Annotated in this window: 14 protein-coding genes; 1 reads left to right on the top strand and 13 read right to left on the bottom strand. The window is 31.8% G+C overall.

The window, feature by feature from the left end; genetic code table 11:
* Positions 1-57: 57 nt before the first annotated feature.
* On the bottom strand, positions 58-2,625 hold the full coding sequence (locus IE051_RS02290; RefSeq protein ID WP_189359088.1) for a zinc-dependent metalloprotease: 2,568 nt from the start codon (positions 2,623-2,625) through the stop codon (positions 58-60).
* Between the two features lie 146 nt (positions 2,626-2,771).
* On the opposite strand from IE051_RS02290, the gene IE051_RS02285 reads away from it, so the two are divergent.
* Positions 2,772-3,503: an NYN domain-containing protein gene (locus tag IE051_RS02285; protein ID WP_189359086.1), complete on the top strand. Its 732-nt coding sequence runs from the start codon at positions 2,772-2,774 to the stop codon at positions 3,501-3,503.
* A 2-nt stretch (positions 3,504-3,505) separates the two neighbouring features.
* Here the strand turns inward: IE051_RS02285 and IE051_RS02280 are convergent, their stop codons facing one another.
* The 12 genes from IE051_RS02280 to IE051_RS02225 all read right to left on the bottom strand — a co-directional run bounded on the left by IE051_RS02280 (position 3,506) and on the right by IE051_RS02225 (position 15,187).
* Positions 3,506-4,549 (bottom strand): ThuA domain-containing protein, encoded by a 1,044-nt coding sequence (locus IE051_RS02280; RefSeq protein WP_189359084.1) that lies wholly within the window; start codon positions 4,547-4,549, stop codon positions 3,506-3,508.
* A gap of 101 nt (positions 4,550-4,650) precedes the next feature.
* Positions 4,651-5,634 (bottom strand): Gfo/Idh/MocA family protein, encoded by a 984-nt coding sequence (locus IE051_RS02275; RefSeq protein WP_189359082.1) that lies wholly within the window; start codon positions 5,632-5,634, stop codon positions 4,651-4,653.
* 3 nt (positions 5,635-5,637) lie between these two features.
* Complete coding sequence (locus IE051_RS02270) at positions 5,638-6,414, bottom strand: hypothetical protein (RefSeq protein WP_189359080.1); 777 nt, start codon at positions 6,412-6,414, stop codon at positions 5,638-5,640.
* A 51-nt stretch (positions 6,415-6,465) separates the two neighbouring features.
* The gene (locus IE051_RS02265) at positions 6,466-7,185 is read right to left on the bottom strand and encodes a YebC/PmpR family DNA-binding transcriptional regulator (RefSeq protein ID WP_189359078.1); all 720 of its coding nucleotides are present in this window, start codon (positions 7,183-7,185) and stop codon (positions 6,466-6,468) included.
* A 96-nt stretch (positions 7,186-7,281) separates the two neighbouring features.
* Positions 7,282-7,572: a 4a-hydroxytetrahydrobiopterin dehydratase gene (locus IE051_RS02260; RefSeq protein WP_189359076.1), complete on the bottom strand. Its 291-nt coding sequence runs from the start codon at positions 7,570-7,572 to the stop codon at positions 7,282-7,284.
* 54 nt (positions 7,573-7,626) lie between these two features.
* Complete coding sequence (locus IE051_RS02255) at positions 7,627-8,457, bottom strand: sugar nucleotide-binding protein (RefSeq protein WP_189359074.1); 831 nt, start codon at positions 8,455-8,457, stop codon at positions 7,627-7,629.
* Positions 8,458-8,488: 31 nt separating this feature from the next.
* Positions 8,489-9,571 (bottom strand): glycine cleavage system aminomethyltransferase GcvT, encoded by a 1,083-nt coding sequence (gene gcvT / locus IE051_RS02250; protein ID WP_189359072.1) that lies wholly within the window; start codon positions 9,569-9,571, stop codon positions 8,489-8,491.
* A 220-nt stretch (positions 9,572-9,791) separates the two neighbouring features.
* Complete coding sequence (locus IE051_RS02245; RefSeq protein ID WP_189359069.1) at positions 9,792-10,739, bottom strand: hypothetical protein; 948 nt, start codon at positions 10,737-10,739, stop codon at positions 9,792-9,794.
* Positions 10,740-10,743: 4 nt separating this feature from the next.
* Positions 10,744-11,985 (bottom strand): GNAT family N-acetyltransferase, encoded by a 1,242-nt coding sequence (locus IE051_RS02240; RefSeq protein WP_189359067.1) that lies wholly within the window; start codon positions 11,983-11,985, stop codon positions 10,744-10,746.
* A 359-nt stretch (positions 11,986-12,344) separates the two neighbouring features.
* Positions 12,345-13,379, bottom strand: a complete 1,035-nt coding sequence (locus IE051_RS02235) for a peptidoglycan bridge formation glycyltransferase FemA/FemB family protein (RefSeq protein WP_189359065.1) — start codon at positions 13,377-13,379, stop codon at positions 12,345-12,347.
* A gap of 25 nt (positions 13,380-13,404) precedes the next feature.
* Positions 13,405-14,433: an ATP-grasp domain-containing protein gene (locus tag IE051_RS02230; RefSeq protein WP_189359063.1), complete on the bottom strand. Its 1,029-nt coding sequence runs from the start codon at positions 14,431-14,433 to the stop codon at positions 13,405-13,407.
* A 133-nt stretch (positions 14,434-14,566) separates the two neighbouring features.
* The gene (locus IE051_RS02225; protein ID WP_189359061.1) at positions 14,567-15,187 is read right to left on the bottom strand and encodes a sugar transferase; all 621 of its coding nucleotides are present in this window, start codon (positions 15,185-15,187) and stop codon (positions 14,567-14,569) included.
* Between the last annotated feature and the right edge of the window lie 1,109 nt (positions 15,188-16,296).

Here is a 16,296-nt window from a genome sequence, read left to right as displayed (position 1 = left end):
AAAAAAGAGCTACTTCCAATGAAGTAGCTCTTTTTGTAAGTATTAAGATAATTGCTATTACTTTATTTCTTTGGTTGCATTATCAATTAAGATTCTTAAATGTGCTTTATGAGCTTTAGAGGATATATTGCCTGATGGTGCCGCCATACCTCTAATAGTATTTAGGTTGTATAGCGCCATAGATTTTACATTATGACTATAACTATTACTATTTTTCCCATTGAGTATGTCAATTAACATATTTGTGTATTCAAGCTGTAAATTTTGCCTAAATGAATTTACATTCGAATATATATCCGATTTAAAAATAGCATTATTCAAATCTGACATTACACTTGAAAGTGTATAAGAATTGCCATATAATTCTGAATCTGTTATTCTAAGTAGTGTATTTGGATGCAATAAATGTGTTAATACACGTTTTTGATACTTAAGTATTTGACTGTGAATATGCGGATCCTCTTGAGAAAAATCAAATCCCCGTCTTTGCCTCGCTATAAAATTGTAAAGTTCATTTGGTGCTACAAAAGCATCAGGAGCAAAAACATATTTCTTTAAAGCATCCATAGCTCTTTTTTGATCGGCATAACTTACAGCAGTGAACGGCTGCTTAGCACCTTCTTGACCTACCATTGCTCTGTCAATATAAACACCACCTATATATCTAGATATAACACCAGCTGCTGTTGCTTGTTGTCCAACTAAGAGATTATAAATACGTCTTAATTCTTCATAAGATTCATCTGCTTTAAGAAATTTTTCCTTTGCTGTTTTTAATAAATCATTAGAGAGTTTAATTCTGTCTACAGAATAGGTAATGGCATCACTGGACTGATCATGAATCATTACTCTTGGGTCTATACCTTTTCCTGGCGAACGCATATCATCAGCATCATTTCCAAAAATATGTTCTGGTCGTGTTGACTGCAGCAATATAGCTTCACGCTGCCCATCATTAGAAAAAGGCATATAACCAAATTGTATTGCCCAAATATCATAAGGTCCAACTGTGGCGTCATCATATTGACCCTGCCTGGTTCTATCAGGGACTATGTTTAAAGTAGCATAATCCATTACTGAGGCTGTTAAACATTTGCCCTTAATAAATTCAGGATTATAAAGTTGTTCAGGCGTGAATAATTGACTTGCCTTCATATTGTGGTTTAAACCTAAAGTGTGCCCAACCTCATGCATAACAAGCGCTCTCATTGACTCATATTTTATGAGTTCTAATTCCAATTTATTTGCACCAGATGCTATGGCAGTGGCATTTGCATACATAAATTCTTCATGCATGGTTTTACCAAAAGAACATTGGTGATTATGATAGGACTCTTCCGTGTTGTTTAACACATCTCCATTAAATACTTTGTCATATAATACACGGTTGGTAAAGTGCACATATTCTAACATAATATCAGCACCTAAAATTTGACCCGTTTTAGGGTTAACCATACTTGGGCCATAACCTCCAAATGGTGGCTGTGGTGAAGATGTCCATCTCAATACATTATATCTTAAATCACCAGCGTCCCAATTGGCATCATCTGGCTGAATTTTTACTTGAATGGCATTCTTAAACCCAGCCTTTTCAAATGCAACATTCCACTGTAGTACACCATCTTTAATTGTTTCTCTCCATTCTAAGGGTGTCGAATTCTCTATCCACCAGACAATAGGCTCTATAGGCTCTGATAACAGCGCATCCGGATTTTTCTTTTTTAAATGCCATCTGTGAACTAAATCTCTATATGCAGTTGTTTCGGTTGAAGTTTGGTCGTCTACTTGTGTTGTAAAGTAGCCAACTCTGGGGTCGTCATATCTAACTTCATAATCATTTTCCGGAAGCGCTATAAGACAGTGCAGTACCTTAATACTCACATTTCTAGCATCTGAAACGGCTTTAGATCCTTTATTTAAAACAGACGGATTATTATAGACATATTCAATTTCAATATTCGTGTTTTCTTGGTAGTTATTAATAGCTCTTATTTTGCTTTTATTCTTGTCTAATTTTCCGAGTTTAAAAGCTGTAGGAGGCCCGCCAGGTTTACTTGCAGGTTTAATTTGCTTAAACGTTTCGTTAAGGAATAAATCATCAGCTTTGATAAGAAAAAGCCCTTCTTTATTATCTTCAGCTTCTATACTCAAACTTAATAAAACACCTTCACTGATATTGGCATCTTTGGATTTTGATAATGGATTTTCAGGATCAAAATAAAAAGAAGTATTTTGTATTACAAACTCAATTCTATCAAAATAACGTTCAATTTTAAATATTTTCGAACCCTTGTAGGAGCCTCTATTTATTCTACCAGCGTCTAAAACGCCATCCGTTATTTGTGCAAAGTGAATGTATTCAACATTTAACTGGTCCTTTTTTATGAGCATTTGTAAACTACCGGATACAGTATCTTGATAGATCGTAAATAGACCTTCAATTTTCTTGCTTGATTTTGTTAAATCAGCGATTGTACTTTTTGTCTTTTCCTTTTTTGGTAATTCAGTTTCAGTTTCTTGCTTTTTCTTTTTTTTCCTTTGTGCTTCAATGTTAATAGGGGTTAAAACTAAAGCGCATAACAGGATAAGGCCAAATAGCCTTCCATAGCTTATTCTTTTTTTCATACTATAAATCGATTTTTTAAGGAGATTCCTTAATTATTTAAATTAGTCATTTCAAAAATACTGAGATTAAAAATTCAATGTATCTAATAAAAAGTTAAATTATTATTGACTAAAACATTAGTCTTTTTAACCTATATTTATCAAATATGATAAAAGACACAAAAATTGCCGTACTCATTGATGGAGATAATATTCCATCAAAGTATATTTCTGAAATGATGGAAGAAATTGCAAAATACGGTACTCCAACAATAAAGCGTATTTACGGGGACTGGACCAAACCTCATTTGTCAAAATGGAAAAATGTGTTACTTGAAAATGCCATTACACCCATTCAACAATACGGCTATACAACTGGCAAGAATGCTACTGATTCGGCCATGATAATTGATGCCATGGATATATTATACTCAGAAAAAGTAAACGGGTTTTGTTTAGTATCTTCTGATAGTGATTTTACCAAACTTGCCACAAGACTTCGTGAAGCTGCAATGGTGGTTTACGGCATGGGAGAGAAGAAAACACCGGACCCATTTATTGTTGCTTGTGATAAGTTTATTTATTTAGAAATCCTGAAAAAGGATACTGAAAAACAGGAAGGAACAAAGAATCAACAAAAGCAGCATTTATATAATATAACGCCTAAAATTATTCGTTTATTAAAAAATTCTGTGGAAGATGCTGCTGATGACGATGGCTGGGCTTTTTTGGGAGATGTCGGCTCACTAATATTAAAAAAACAACCTAATTTTGATTCTAGAAATTTTGGCTTTGAAAAACTAACACCACTTTTCAAGTCTCTTAATCAATTTGAACTCGAACAACGGGATCAGCCTAATGCTCGCTTCAAATTGATTTATGTAAAAAACAAACATTAACCTTATTTAGCCCACTTACGTGAACTTGAATTATTGGCAGTAGGGAAGTCCTTAGGTATTTCTTGAGTAACTTTTCCTGTTGCTGCCCATTCAACGCCTCTTTGGAACGTTGTAATAAAGCCAGCACATTCGAAGGAATAGTCCATATGGCCTAAGGCAGAATGAAATATTCGACCTTTTCCATATTCAATGGCCATCAACATGGGTTCATGTCTCCCCGTTCCGGACACGTCTTCTTTCCATGGTGGTGCATTTTTTTCAATATCAGAATAGGCCGTAGCCAAAATCGTCATGTTATCTCCGGGTCCTCTCATGCGATCATAAAGTTCATCTTTAGTATGCATCCATAATTTAGGAAGCCCTTTCATTATAGGATGATCAGGGGCTCTTGTTTGAAGTTGGAATTCATATTGTGGTCCATGTGAAGCGCATATTCCATCTGATGGATCTTTTACAATTTGATTCGTATCATTATAAAAAATGTAAGGACCGGAGTTTACATCGCGGTCACCCCATGCTCCCAAACCAATCATTTTATTATACTCAGTCCAGTTACCCCATGCATTATTTGCGGCATGCACTAAAACAAAGCCTCCACCTTGATTCATGTAGTTCTCGAAATTTTTCTTAGTTTCTTCAGGCCATTCTGAGGACTTCCAACCTAAATTAGAAACAACAACATCGTAAGCGCCAAAATTGGGACTAAAATCGGGGTCATATTTGGTGGAATCTACTGGAATGTGATTAATTTCATCATTTAATGGGTAGATTTTAAGTAATTCATTAATATCCGAAATGCCTCCTACTTCATTATAATGCGGACCAATCCAGGTGTATTTTTTTCTATTTATATCAACTTCAAACAAGCCGGTATCTTCTAAATAATCCTTCAACATGAATGTGGTCTTCGGCCATATGCCATGATTGTTTTCGCCATCTATAATAAGTACTTTTAGTTTTTCTATGGGCTTGGATTTTTCTGTATTTGATTTGCAACCTGATAAAGACAAAAGTATAATACAAGCTAAAAGTAATTGAATTTTCATAATGAAGACAAGGCCTTAAGTTTAGAAATGAAAGATATTAAAAATGATTTATAACCTTAACGTATAAAGAACGGATTATTGAAAACAAGGGTAGTTAGATGCTAATTACCTAAAATTTCGCTCATAACCCAACTTGTATGTAACGCTGTTTTTCCTGTAGCGGGATGATAATAATTGTCATTCTTCAAATGATTTAACATATTCTCAACGTGGAATTGTTGAATGTGTTTTGGGTTTTCAATAAAAACCTTTTCATTGTTTGCGTTACTTTTTAAACAAATGGGCTTTTCATGAAATACTGAAAAATCTATTGTTCCAGAATTGCCATAAATGCTAACTTGGTCTAAATGAGTATCACAACCAAAATTCCATGTACCTGTTCCGGTAATTCCATTAGTATGAATCCAATTAGCCACTACAGCATCACTAGCAGAATACAAACCTTGTTGGTTAGTACTAATGCCTTGTGCTGTTTTTACATCTCCCAATAAAAATGTAAATAAATCTAGACCATGACTTGCAAGATCGTCAAAATATCCAGCTGGAGCAATATTAGAATCTGTTCTCCAATGGTTTATTCTCGATAAATCTTTTTCACTAGCGGGCTTACTTAAATGCGCACTAATATGCCTTACTTTGCCTATATAGCCCAAATCTAACCACTCCTTAACTTTTAAAAACCTTGGAAGTGACCTTCTATAGTATGCGACAAATAAGGGTGTGTTTTTTTTATTAAAAGCCTTATATATTTCTAAACTATCCTTGTAACTTGGTGACAATGGTTTTTCAATGCAACAAGGTTTGCCCACTTTAGCAATTTTTAAGGCATAATGCTTATGAGAATCTGGAGGGGTAGCTACATATATGGCATCAATGTTAGGGTCATTGATTAGGGCATCGGCATCAGTATATATATGTTGAATATTGTGACGTTTTGCATAGTCGTTTAGTTTCTCAGTATTTCTGCGCATAACGCCATATACATTAAAGCCTTTAGTTTGTTGGTATGCTGGCCCACTTTTCACCTCGGTTACACTGCCGCAGCCAATAAATCCCCAATTCATGGTTTTAACAAAATCGCTCATTTTTTAATTTGATTTTGGTGTTCCAAGTAAATATAGTACAATACTAGGTCCTGATTTTAATCTATTAATCTCCCAATTGAAATGTTCTTTGTTCTTCAATTGGTTCACAAGATCATGCATTTCTTTTACAGAGTAAGTTCTTAAGCACGATACGATGCCATCCCATAGCACGAATATTGGAACGATAGGAATTAAGTAAGTAAATACGAGGCGTCCCCATTTAAATGGACGAATAAGCGGCGTTGTAAATAGAACGCTTATAGGTGAAAAAATCATTGGGATTAAGCTTTGAACACTACGCTCTTGTGCTTCAAAAACAGCAATGCCGCTTTTAGAATTCACCGCATTTTGCAATATATTTAATGCATCCTTAGGCCTAAAGTGATGCAAGGATAAAAATTGTGTCCTTAGCCCTTTCAAGTCTTCAGGAACTTTTTTGGCGTCAACAGAATTACTTAAATAACTAAAATTATCAGATTGTTCTACCGTATATTTAAAAGCAGATATATTGGGGAAATAATCGGTCAATACTATGTTTAATTCAGGAATGGTCTTTTGCAGTTCGGCATTTAGCCAAAGCAAACCACCGCCACCGCCTGAAGCCAAATCAATTATGGTATTGGATTTTAATTCTTTTAAGGCCTTGTAAATTATTGGAACTACAGGTTTATATAATTTTGTTTTGTTTGAAAGATACTGCAAGAAATCAGTGCCATAATTTCTAATGTTAGAAGGAAACCACTCTTGATCTTCAAATTCAAAAAGATGTATTCTTCCCATTGTATAAAATAAAAAAAAGAGAGTAAAATTACTCTCTTTACTTAATATTAACTAGTCAGTACTTTCTTCCATAGTATGATATACGTTTTGTACATCATCATCTTCTTCTAATTTTTCTAATAGTTTTTCAACATCGGCTGCAGCATCACTTGATAAGGGTTTTGTTACTTGTGGTATACGCTCAAAACCTGATGATAAAATCTCAATATCTCTACTTTCAAGTTCAGCTTGAATAGCTCCAAAACTTTCAAAAGGAGCATAAATTAAAATACCGTCATCATCAGCAAAAACTTCCTCAGCACCAAAATCAATAAATTCAAGTTCCAGTTCTTCAGGGTCTAATCCTTCCGCCTTTATTCTGAAATTACAAGTATGATCAAACATAAAAACAACAGAACCCGAGGTGCCTAAACTTCCATCACATTTGTTAAAATAACTTCTAACATTAGCCACAGTTCTAGTATTATTATCTGTTGCAGTTTCTACTAAAATAGCAATACCATGTGGAGCATAGCCTTCAAAAATAACTTCTTTATAGTCTCCTTGACCTTTTTCGCTAGCCTTTTTTATGGCCCGTTCTACGTTATCTTTAGGCATGTTAACCGCCTTAGCATTCTGTATAACGGCTCTTAAACGGGAATTACTATCGGGGTCTGGGCCTCCTTCTTTTACAGCCATAACAATATCTTTACCAATACGCGTAAAGGCTTTGCTCATAGCAGACCAACGTTTCATTTTCCTTGCTTTTCTAAATTCAAAAGCTCTTCCCATAATTATCTATTTTATTTTTTTCGCCATAGCGAAACTTATTTTATGATTTATATTTTTTTGACATACAAAGTTAAAAACCTGTAGGGTATTTGCAAATTATTCCTCAGGTTCAACAATATGCTCTATAGCAGCAGCTAATTTAAAATCTTTTTCAGTAACACCACCAACATCATGGGTATTCAAAGAAATACTTAAAACATTATATACATTGGACCAGTTAGGGTGGTGGTTTAAAGCTTCACACTCAAAAGCTATTCTACTCATCGCACTAAAACAATCCTTAAAATTTTCGAATTCAAATTCGGCGTGAATGGCGTCATCAAAATATTCCCAATCAGGATATTTTAATAGTTTTTTTTCTATGTTTTCTTTTGTTAGTTTACCCATAGTCTTTCAAAGAATAAGAATGTACAATGTAATGAATTGCCTATTTATAATCAACTATATTTTTAATTCCGTTAGAATGTCTTGACTGTTTAATTGTAAATGATTAGGTAGTTTATTGAATTTTGGTAAAACCGCTAAATATCTATCGTCATTTGTGGTATATACCCTTTTGTAAAGTGTTTTATCCTTTAAATCTAATGAGTCAATAATCTCTTTGATAAAATCATCGTGATGCACTAAATCTTGGCTTCCTAAATGAAAAACACCTGATTTATTTCGATTTATTATATAATGTATCTGTTGAGTTACTTTTGAATCTGTGGTAACGTTCATTATTAAATTTGGAAATACTTCAATGGGTATTTTATCCTTTATTTGCTGCTCAATCTCTTGAATACGGGGCGATTGAGCTCCAAATACCATTGGCAAGCGAAGAATTGCGATTTGCTTTTTGGGTAAGCGTAATAATAAGTTTTCAATTTTGATCTTAAAATGTCCGAAAACACTATTACTAAATGTTTTATCCTGCTCGTAACTAGGGTATTTACTATAGCCATCAAAAACATTTGCTGAAGATAAAAAGAGTAACTTTATCTTTTTCGAAAACACATATTCAGCTAAGTGCTGATGCATCAAAACCTGTTTAGAAAAATCACCTCTGAGGGCAGAAATGACAATAGTAGGTTTTACAATATCCAGAATCTCATAAATATCATTTTCTTCAATATTATACTGAAAAAAGTGTTTGTTCTTTTCTAGAGTCCTATTGCTAATATTGTACGTACCAAATGTTTTAAAATAAGAGCAGAGTTCTTTATAAATAGAGCCACCTATAAAGCCACTGGCACCAAGGATTAAAATTTTATGTTTGCTTGCCTGCCTCATTCAAAGTTTTACACTAGGTTTGGTACACCTATTATCCTTTATAAAATGGCAGTTTTACAATAGACGCAAGGACTGTTTTCTTTCTGATTTTAATGTAAATTTTAGTCCCTATTTGTGTGTTTTTAATAGATACATAGCCCAAACCAATACCTTTACCAATTGAAGGCGACATGGTGCCAGAGGTTACAATACCAATCTTATGGCCATTATCATCAACAATATCATAATCTTGACGTGGTATACCGCGTTCATCTAATTCAAAAGCAACAAGTTTACGTTCAGGGCCACGTTCTTTTTCTGCTTTTAAGGCTTCCCAGTTGGTGAATTCCTTCGTGAACTTTGTAATCCAACCTAAACCAGCTTCAATAGGCGAGGTAGAATCGCTAATGTCATTACCATATAAGCAGTAACCCATTTCTAGTCGCAAGGTGTCACGAGCTGCCAGTCCTATAGGCTTGATACCAAATTTGGCACCCGAATCTAATACTTGATTCCAGATCTGTTTTACTTCAGAGTTTTTACAATAAATCTCAAAACCACCACTTCCGGTATAGCCAGTGGCAGAAATAATAACATGCTCAACTCCTGCGAAATCACCAACAATGAAATTGTAAAATTTAATAGCTGATAAATCATGACTGCTAAGGCTTTGCATGGCTTCTATAGCTTTGGGGCCTTGAATGGCCAGTAGAGCATAGGCATCACTTAAATTACGCATGGTTGCACCAACATTATTTTTGGATTGTATCCAAAGCCAATCTTTCTCAATATTACTGGCGTTTACTACCAATAAATATGTATTGTCCTTAATTCTGTATATTATCAAATCATCAACAATACCGCCGTCATCATTTGGCAAGCAACTGTATTGTGCCTTACCAATGCTTAACTTTGAGGCATCATTACTGGTTACACGCTGAATTAGATCTAGGGCATGTTCGCCTTCAATTAAAAATTCGCCCATATGAGAGACGTCAAAAACCCCAACCGAATTTCTAACTGTTTCATGTTCTATGCTTACACCTTCATACTGTACTGGCATGTTATAACCAGCAAAAGGTACCATTTTCGCGCCTAAGGCTTCATGAGTTGATGATAAGGCTGTATTTTTCATAAGGGTCAATGGTTTTTAATGATCCGATAAAACGGCAATCCTATTAATATTTTAACACCAACAAATGTATCGAAAATATCTAGATATCTTTTTGAATGAAGAAAAGCTTAACAAATATTAACGCATGCCAGATGTATTAATTTGTCAGACGATTAAGTTTAGAAATATGAGAAGTTCTGCTTTCATACGAATTTGTTTGAAAGCCTTATAACAAGATTAATTATAGCTTATCTTTTAAGTTATTGTAAATCACTTCTGCAATTAATTCTCGGCCATGATTATTCCAATGCTTATCATAAATAAGGGTAGGTGATTTTTTTGAATTTTCAAAAGCCTCTGCAAAATCAAAAATTTGAAATCCATGTGATTCGCAATAGTCTAGAAAAATAGGACTTGTTTTTGATGTGTTTAACAAAAAATAAACTTTTTGTTTATCAAAACCATAGGTAGCCACTAATTTCTTGAAATTTTCTAAATATAATAAATCGTTGGATATTTTGGTTTCTTCGATCTCCTTCAAAGATTTTTTCGCATCCTTTTTCTTCATAATATTAATTACAAAGTCTTTAATAGGATCTAGAACACCGATTGCCGAAGCATATGAAAGTAATTTGAATTCGTTTCTTATTTTGAATATTGGTGAAGATAATAGTGCTATTCTTTCTGTATTTGGGGTGTAACTTGAGTTTTTTAAATCATTTTCGTATTTTAAATAAATCACAATATGATCAATTAATTCAAAATCTTCTTTGTATTTACTCATAAGATCCAATTGGTTTGCTAGGTCATATCCTGCATAACCATATTCATAAACCTCAACATTATCAAGTTTTTCTTCTAATTTTTTTCCAGTAGAATTATAAAAATCCTGATGCATTCCTTCAATAAAGGAGTCACCTATAATCGCAATTTCAACCTTTTCTTTAGTAGGACGAAATTCTCTGTATGAATTAAAGCCAAACTTATTTATATGATATTGCGAAAAATTTTGCCTTCTATTGCCTGTAACGGCATAGCCATTTTGGTTAGGTAAACTTTTTTCCACCCCAAAATCATCTATATACCTAGTTGGTGTTTCATTATAGAGATGAAAGACCCTGACAAGAATTTCCAGAGTGAATATGATGAGAATAATATATAAAGCAGATTTTATAAAAAGTTTTTTCATAAGATTACTCGGTATATTTTAATTGTTGAATAAGTGAATCACTGGCAAGAATATAGGTGTCCTTCTGGTCATTCACTTTATAAGATTCAATATGTTCATATGATTTAGCTGTTAAATAAAGAAAGTTGTTCACAGATTTTGATAAGCCTAGATAATTAGGATCCTTTTTAATATTTATTTTTTCTAAAGCGTTTGTAATTGGCAACTTACTTAATTTAGTTATTTCACAGTCTCTTTTTTGATGTGATTTATTCTTATATAAAATACGATAGCTAAGCGCATGTAATTTTACATCCATTTGCTTTGAACGTAAATATGTTTTAAATTCCAGATAGTTATAATAAGTATAGGCTGTTAGTTTTGATATAATTGATTTTTTATCATAAATGATATGATATTCAAAATTATATTGAAGCGTACACATTCTTTCTTTATATTGGAATGCGCCTTTAGAGAAGTCAAAAACGGTTATATTATTATCAAAACACCATTGCATAAGCTTTAGGTTGTTGACGTATCCGACATTAAATTTTGCATAGTCAATATCAAATACTGTTATAGCATCTATCAAAGCGTTTTTTGAATGATAACATAGTGTTATTGCTATGGGTTTTTTACCATTATATATTACAAATAGAGATGCTTTTTTTTCTAATATTAAAGGATAAGCAATTTCTTTATAAAAATTCCATTCACAGGGCTGCATATTATTATTATACATCTGTTTTTCTGAATATCGTTTCTCTAATAAAAGCTTGAATTCATCGAATAAGTCATTATATTGTTGTGTGTCAATATCTCCATAAAACATTTTAGTAGATATGTCAAAACAGCCATGTAAACGCTTAATATATTTACGTAATTTTGATCTTGTCCCTTTGCTAAAAGAATTTAAAAGATAGTCGTCTATATTTTTGAATTTATCTAAATCAATTAAGAACCCAGGATATTGAATGGTTTTTAATAGCCCCATACTTGGAGGTGTATGTTCACATTCTTTATTCAAATGAGGAATCACATCATAAATAATAAAAGTCTTATTTTTATAATCGGCGTAGTCGCCCAATGTATAAGCATTACCCTTAGTTAAGTTTTTACCAACGTTACAATAAATAAAAGGATTGTTTTTATAAAAACTGATGCCGTCTAGAAACTTAAAAGTGTTTATCGTTTTATTCGGAATAAACTTCTTTTTCCAAATATCTTGAAAAGTACGAGAGGAAAAGGGACTATTTTTTTTTTCCATTAGTAATTTAATTGAATGAAATTTGGGTTAAATATTTTCCTACAAATATAGGACTAATATTTCCAATTTCTAATAAAATATACTGTGAACAAAAATAATTAAAACTAAGCATTTATTCGCCTTTCATTATTGTATTTTGTACCATCTTATTGTTGATTATGCCTTTTATCGGAACTAAAAATAAATTGTTTTAAGTTTTAGCAATATTATACTTTTTTGGTCTTATATAAGACCAATTTCTATTTTTAAGAATTAAGCTAAAAACAGAAATATTGTTTTTTTAAGATCCTTATGAATTCCCTCTAAATGGATATGTTACAAAAGGGTCGTAAACCATAAAAAGTTCAATTGCTGTTTAATTATGTGACATTTTCGTTTTGTCTATATAACGGGAAAAATGTCGAATCTGTATTTAAGGTGTTATTGTTTGCACAAATTTCATTATAGGCCCGTTTATTTGTAATTAACTTCCAAATATAAAAAGAATGGTGCTCATCAGAAAAAGATGATTTAAACTTAAATAGAGAATCATTTTCACTAGCACCTAAACCTCCTCCTAGGTTTAAAAAATTAAAGGTATTACACGGTGCATTTAGTCTCATCTCATCAATGAGTAGTTTTGTTGGCATAAGGTGTAAGAACTCCTCTCTTGTACCCGATAAATGGTATTGAATAATAGAATTAGTTTTAAAAAACATGGCACCAGATATAATCTTTTTAGTAGTATTTTCTAAAGCAAAATAGATCTCAGTTTCAAAATCTTTGCTTTCTAAAAGTTTTACGAAATATTCTCTCTTAAAATAATAGTTTTTTTGCGCATTTACCCTAGCCATATTTTCATTATAGATATCCATAAAAACATCTATATCATCCAAGCTATTTGATTTAATTACAGTACAGCTTTTCCTTGATTTATTTATATGATTTTTTAATCTTCTATGATAATTCTGCCTTTGTATTACCTTATCTAATTTTAAATTTATATTGACAACTTTACCAGACTGCAATATTTCGCCAAAGTTTTTTAGTAATTTGTTTTGGTTGGGAATAAAGGGATTTAGTCTAGAAAATATTGAAATGACATCATGTTTAATAAAATATTGTGTTAATACTTCTACAAAACGGCTGTTGTCAAAATCTTTTGTTACACCTTTAGACAATGGACCACTATAACCATATACAGAGGTGGCATCCCGGTACATCGTATTTTTAATGTTTCTTAATAAAAGGGGAATTCCTATTGTAGTCGTGTTATTCGTGTACTTTATCAGAATAGGTCTTTCGTTTTCCGATTTCGTAATCATATGGTAATCATAAGTATGATATACATCGTAAGTGTCGAATTTGGCCAATAGGTTTTGCCATTTATCTTTGGTGGTTATTATTTCAATCATTTTTTTAATTTCAGCATAACAGCAATTAATTTCCCATTTGCATTAATCTGTCACATTTTGAAAAGATTAAATTTTCTTTATAATTATTATATTTTAATAAACTTTCATTACCATCTCCTTTCAACCAAGCTATATAAATTGCGGCTAGGTTAAGTCCTGCTTCATGTGTGAAGGGGTATCCACCACCAAATCTTGGATTAATTTCGAGTAAATAGAGTTGGTTGTCAACAACAAAGACATCACAGTCTACAATCCCAATATGTTTAAGGTTTTTACTAATTTCCTTACCTAATTTTTCAAATTGCTTATCTATAATAGATTTGGCCTTATCTGTTTCTCCTGAACGCATTGCTAATTTTTGCTTGGAAAAAGTTCCAAAATAATTACCATTAAAATCATTTATGACGTCAATTCCAAATTCATTACCTGTTACTTTTTCCTGTATTATAATATCAAATATTGGATCAACTTTATTAATTCTATTCAGCTGACTTTTCTGAAGAACTAACTTTTGGCGGAGGTAAGAAAGTTTTAATTCTTCAATTGTTTCTGGAAAATCTAAGCCTATGGAGCCGCTTCCCCAGCGCGGTTTTAAAACTATAGGAAACTCTAGTTCACCTTTTTCAATATCTTCAATTGCCTCATCTAATTTTATATAAGATTTAGGCGTATTTAAACCTAACTCCTTTATAAAGTTGTATGTTTTCCACTTATCAAAACATGTATCAATGATATCTGAATTTGAAATGATTACTTGTGCACCTTGATTTTTAAATAATTCTTTGCATTTTGATAAAATTGGAAGTTCTAAATCGTTTAAAGAGATAACAGCTGAAATTGAATGCGCTGTTACAATTTTTAATAATTCTTCTATGTAATTAGCGGCATATATACTTGGTACTTTTATAGCAATATCGGCGTCATACATGGCGGGAGCAATCATTTGTTCATCCACCGCTATGACGTTACCTTCTCCTTTAAGGGCTTCCTTAAAATAATTTATGAGGTAATTTCGCCGACCTGCGCAGGTAAAAAGTATGTTGATTTCTTTCATTTTTCGAGGGATTTTTTCTGATATCTTATTTCAGAAAAATAGTGTTTTTTATTTCTTTATTAATATCAATAAATCAAAATTAGTTTAAAAAATTGGTTTAAGTACTTGAATTTAAAAAGATTAATATCGAATATTATCCCTTATTGAAGTTTCCACGACGCAATTCCTCTAAATCTAACATATTAGGGTCGAATACTGTATTATCGTAATCAAAGACTTTACGTATTGTTTTGAAAAAAATCAAAAGGTCATTGTAAAATGATAAGTTTTCTACATATTCTACATCTTTAGCCAGTTTATCATCCCAACTTAAAAGGTTTCTCCCTGAAATTTGCGCAAGGCCAGTAACCCCAGGTCTTATGCTATGTCTGATACTTTCCTTTTCTGTGTAATAGGGAAGGTAATGAACTCTTAGTGGGCGCGGACCTATCAAACTCATGTCTCCCTTTAGTATATTTATTAGTTGCGGAATTTCATCCAAAGACGTTTTTCTTATAAAGGTGCCAAATTTGGTTACCCTATCTGCATCAGGTAATAGCTTGCCATTCTCATCTTTTTTATCAGTCATAGATTTAAATTTCATTATGCTGAAAACTTTTTCATTTCTACCCGGTCTTTCTTGGAAAAAAAAGGGATTCCCTTTATTAACAAATACCAAAGTAAAATAAACAATTAGTGCGATTGGTAATAGGATAATTAATCCTATTAATGCTAAAAGAAAGTCAAAAATTCTTTTGAAGTAATTACGGTACATTATTCAATAATTCTGTTTATTAGTTTTTATCAAAAATAATATTATCTTTTCTAATATGATAGGTTAAAAACATTAATACGTTCTTATCTCTTTTTTTATCGTTGAAATAATAATAATTTAAAAAAATACGACAAAGCGTAGTTTTATTCTTGAAAATAACTTGTTTTTGTCTATGCTTTATGTGATAACTCAGTATAAAACACGTCAGATTAGCTCTAGGGTGGGGCCATTATAAATTGTTTAACTATAAATAGTTCTAGAATAGAATGCTTTTCTAGTAAGAAAAATATAACGATGTTTGAAACGTAAATAAAGCTTTGATAACCTAAGAACGCAAATTGTTTTTTATAATTATATTTTAAAGCTTTTTCTTAGTCTTTTATTAGGAATATTATCTAGTTAGTAGCATAAAGAGTACTAAATATCCATACAACGTGAATTATTGTATTCCTACTTAGTTTTGGTTAAGTAAGTATCTAGAGTAGTTTCTATTCTATTTTTAAGTTAGATAAAATATTAAAATTAAGTGCTCTTCTTAAAATAAAATCAATATAAATCTCCTAATTTTATTCCCTACTGTAAAAAAAATAATTTTTTAGATTTTACAAATACCAATTTTATTTTGTAAAATCATTAATCTATATTTAAATTCTAATTTCTGTATAACGGAAAGAAGTCCTTATTGATAGCGTTACCATTTAAATTTGTTTTAACTAAATGATTATAAATTTTATGGTTTATAATATATTTCCATGAATACCATCAGATCCACCTCCAAGATTAATAATGGATTGTTTGCCTTCTTTTGTAGCAAGAATTCTCATTTCATCAATTACGATTTTTGATGGACTTAAGTGCAAAAATTCAGAAGATGTAGCGATAAGCTCAGCTTGTATTAAATTCTTAGTTTTAACAAATAATACTCCAGCAGCAATTTTGTTTCCTTTAAAACTGAAATGTAAATCTCCCTTTTAAATAAATCATTATTTAAAATTGCATTAAAATAATCTCTTGAATAATAAAACGAATTAGAGGTTTCTAATCTATCTATAATTTCATAATACACCTGAATAAAACCTTATATTTCTTATTCTGATTCAGCCTTTTAA

Source organism: Algibacter mikhailovii (genome assembly GCF_014651495.1).
Classification (GTDB): Bacteria; Bacteroidota; Bacteroidia; order Flavobacteriales; family Flavobacteriaceae; genus Algibacter_E; species Algibacter_E mikhailovii.
Note: the sequence above shows the minus strand (reverse complement) of the source record. Positions and strands in the feature narration are given on the sequence as shown.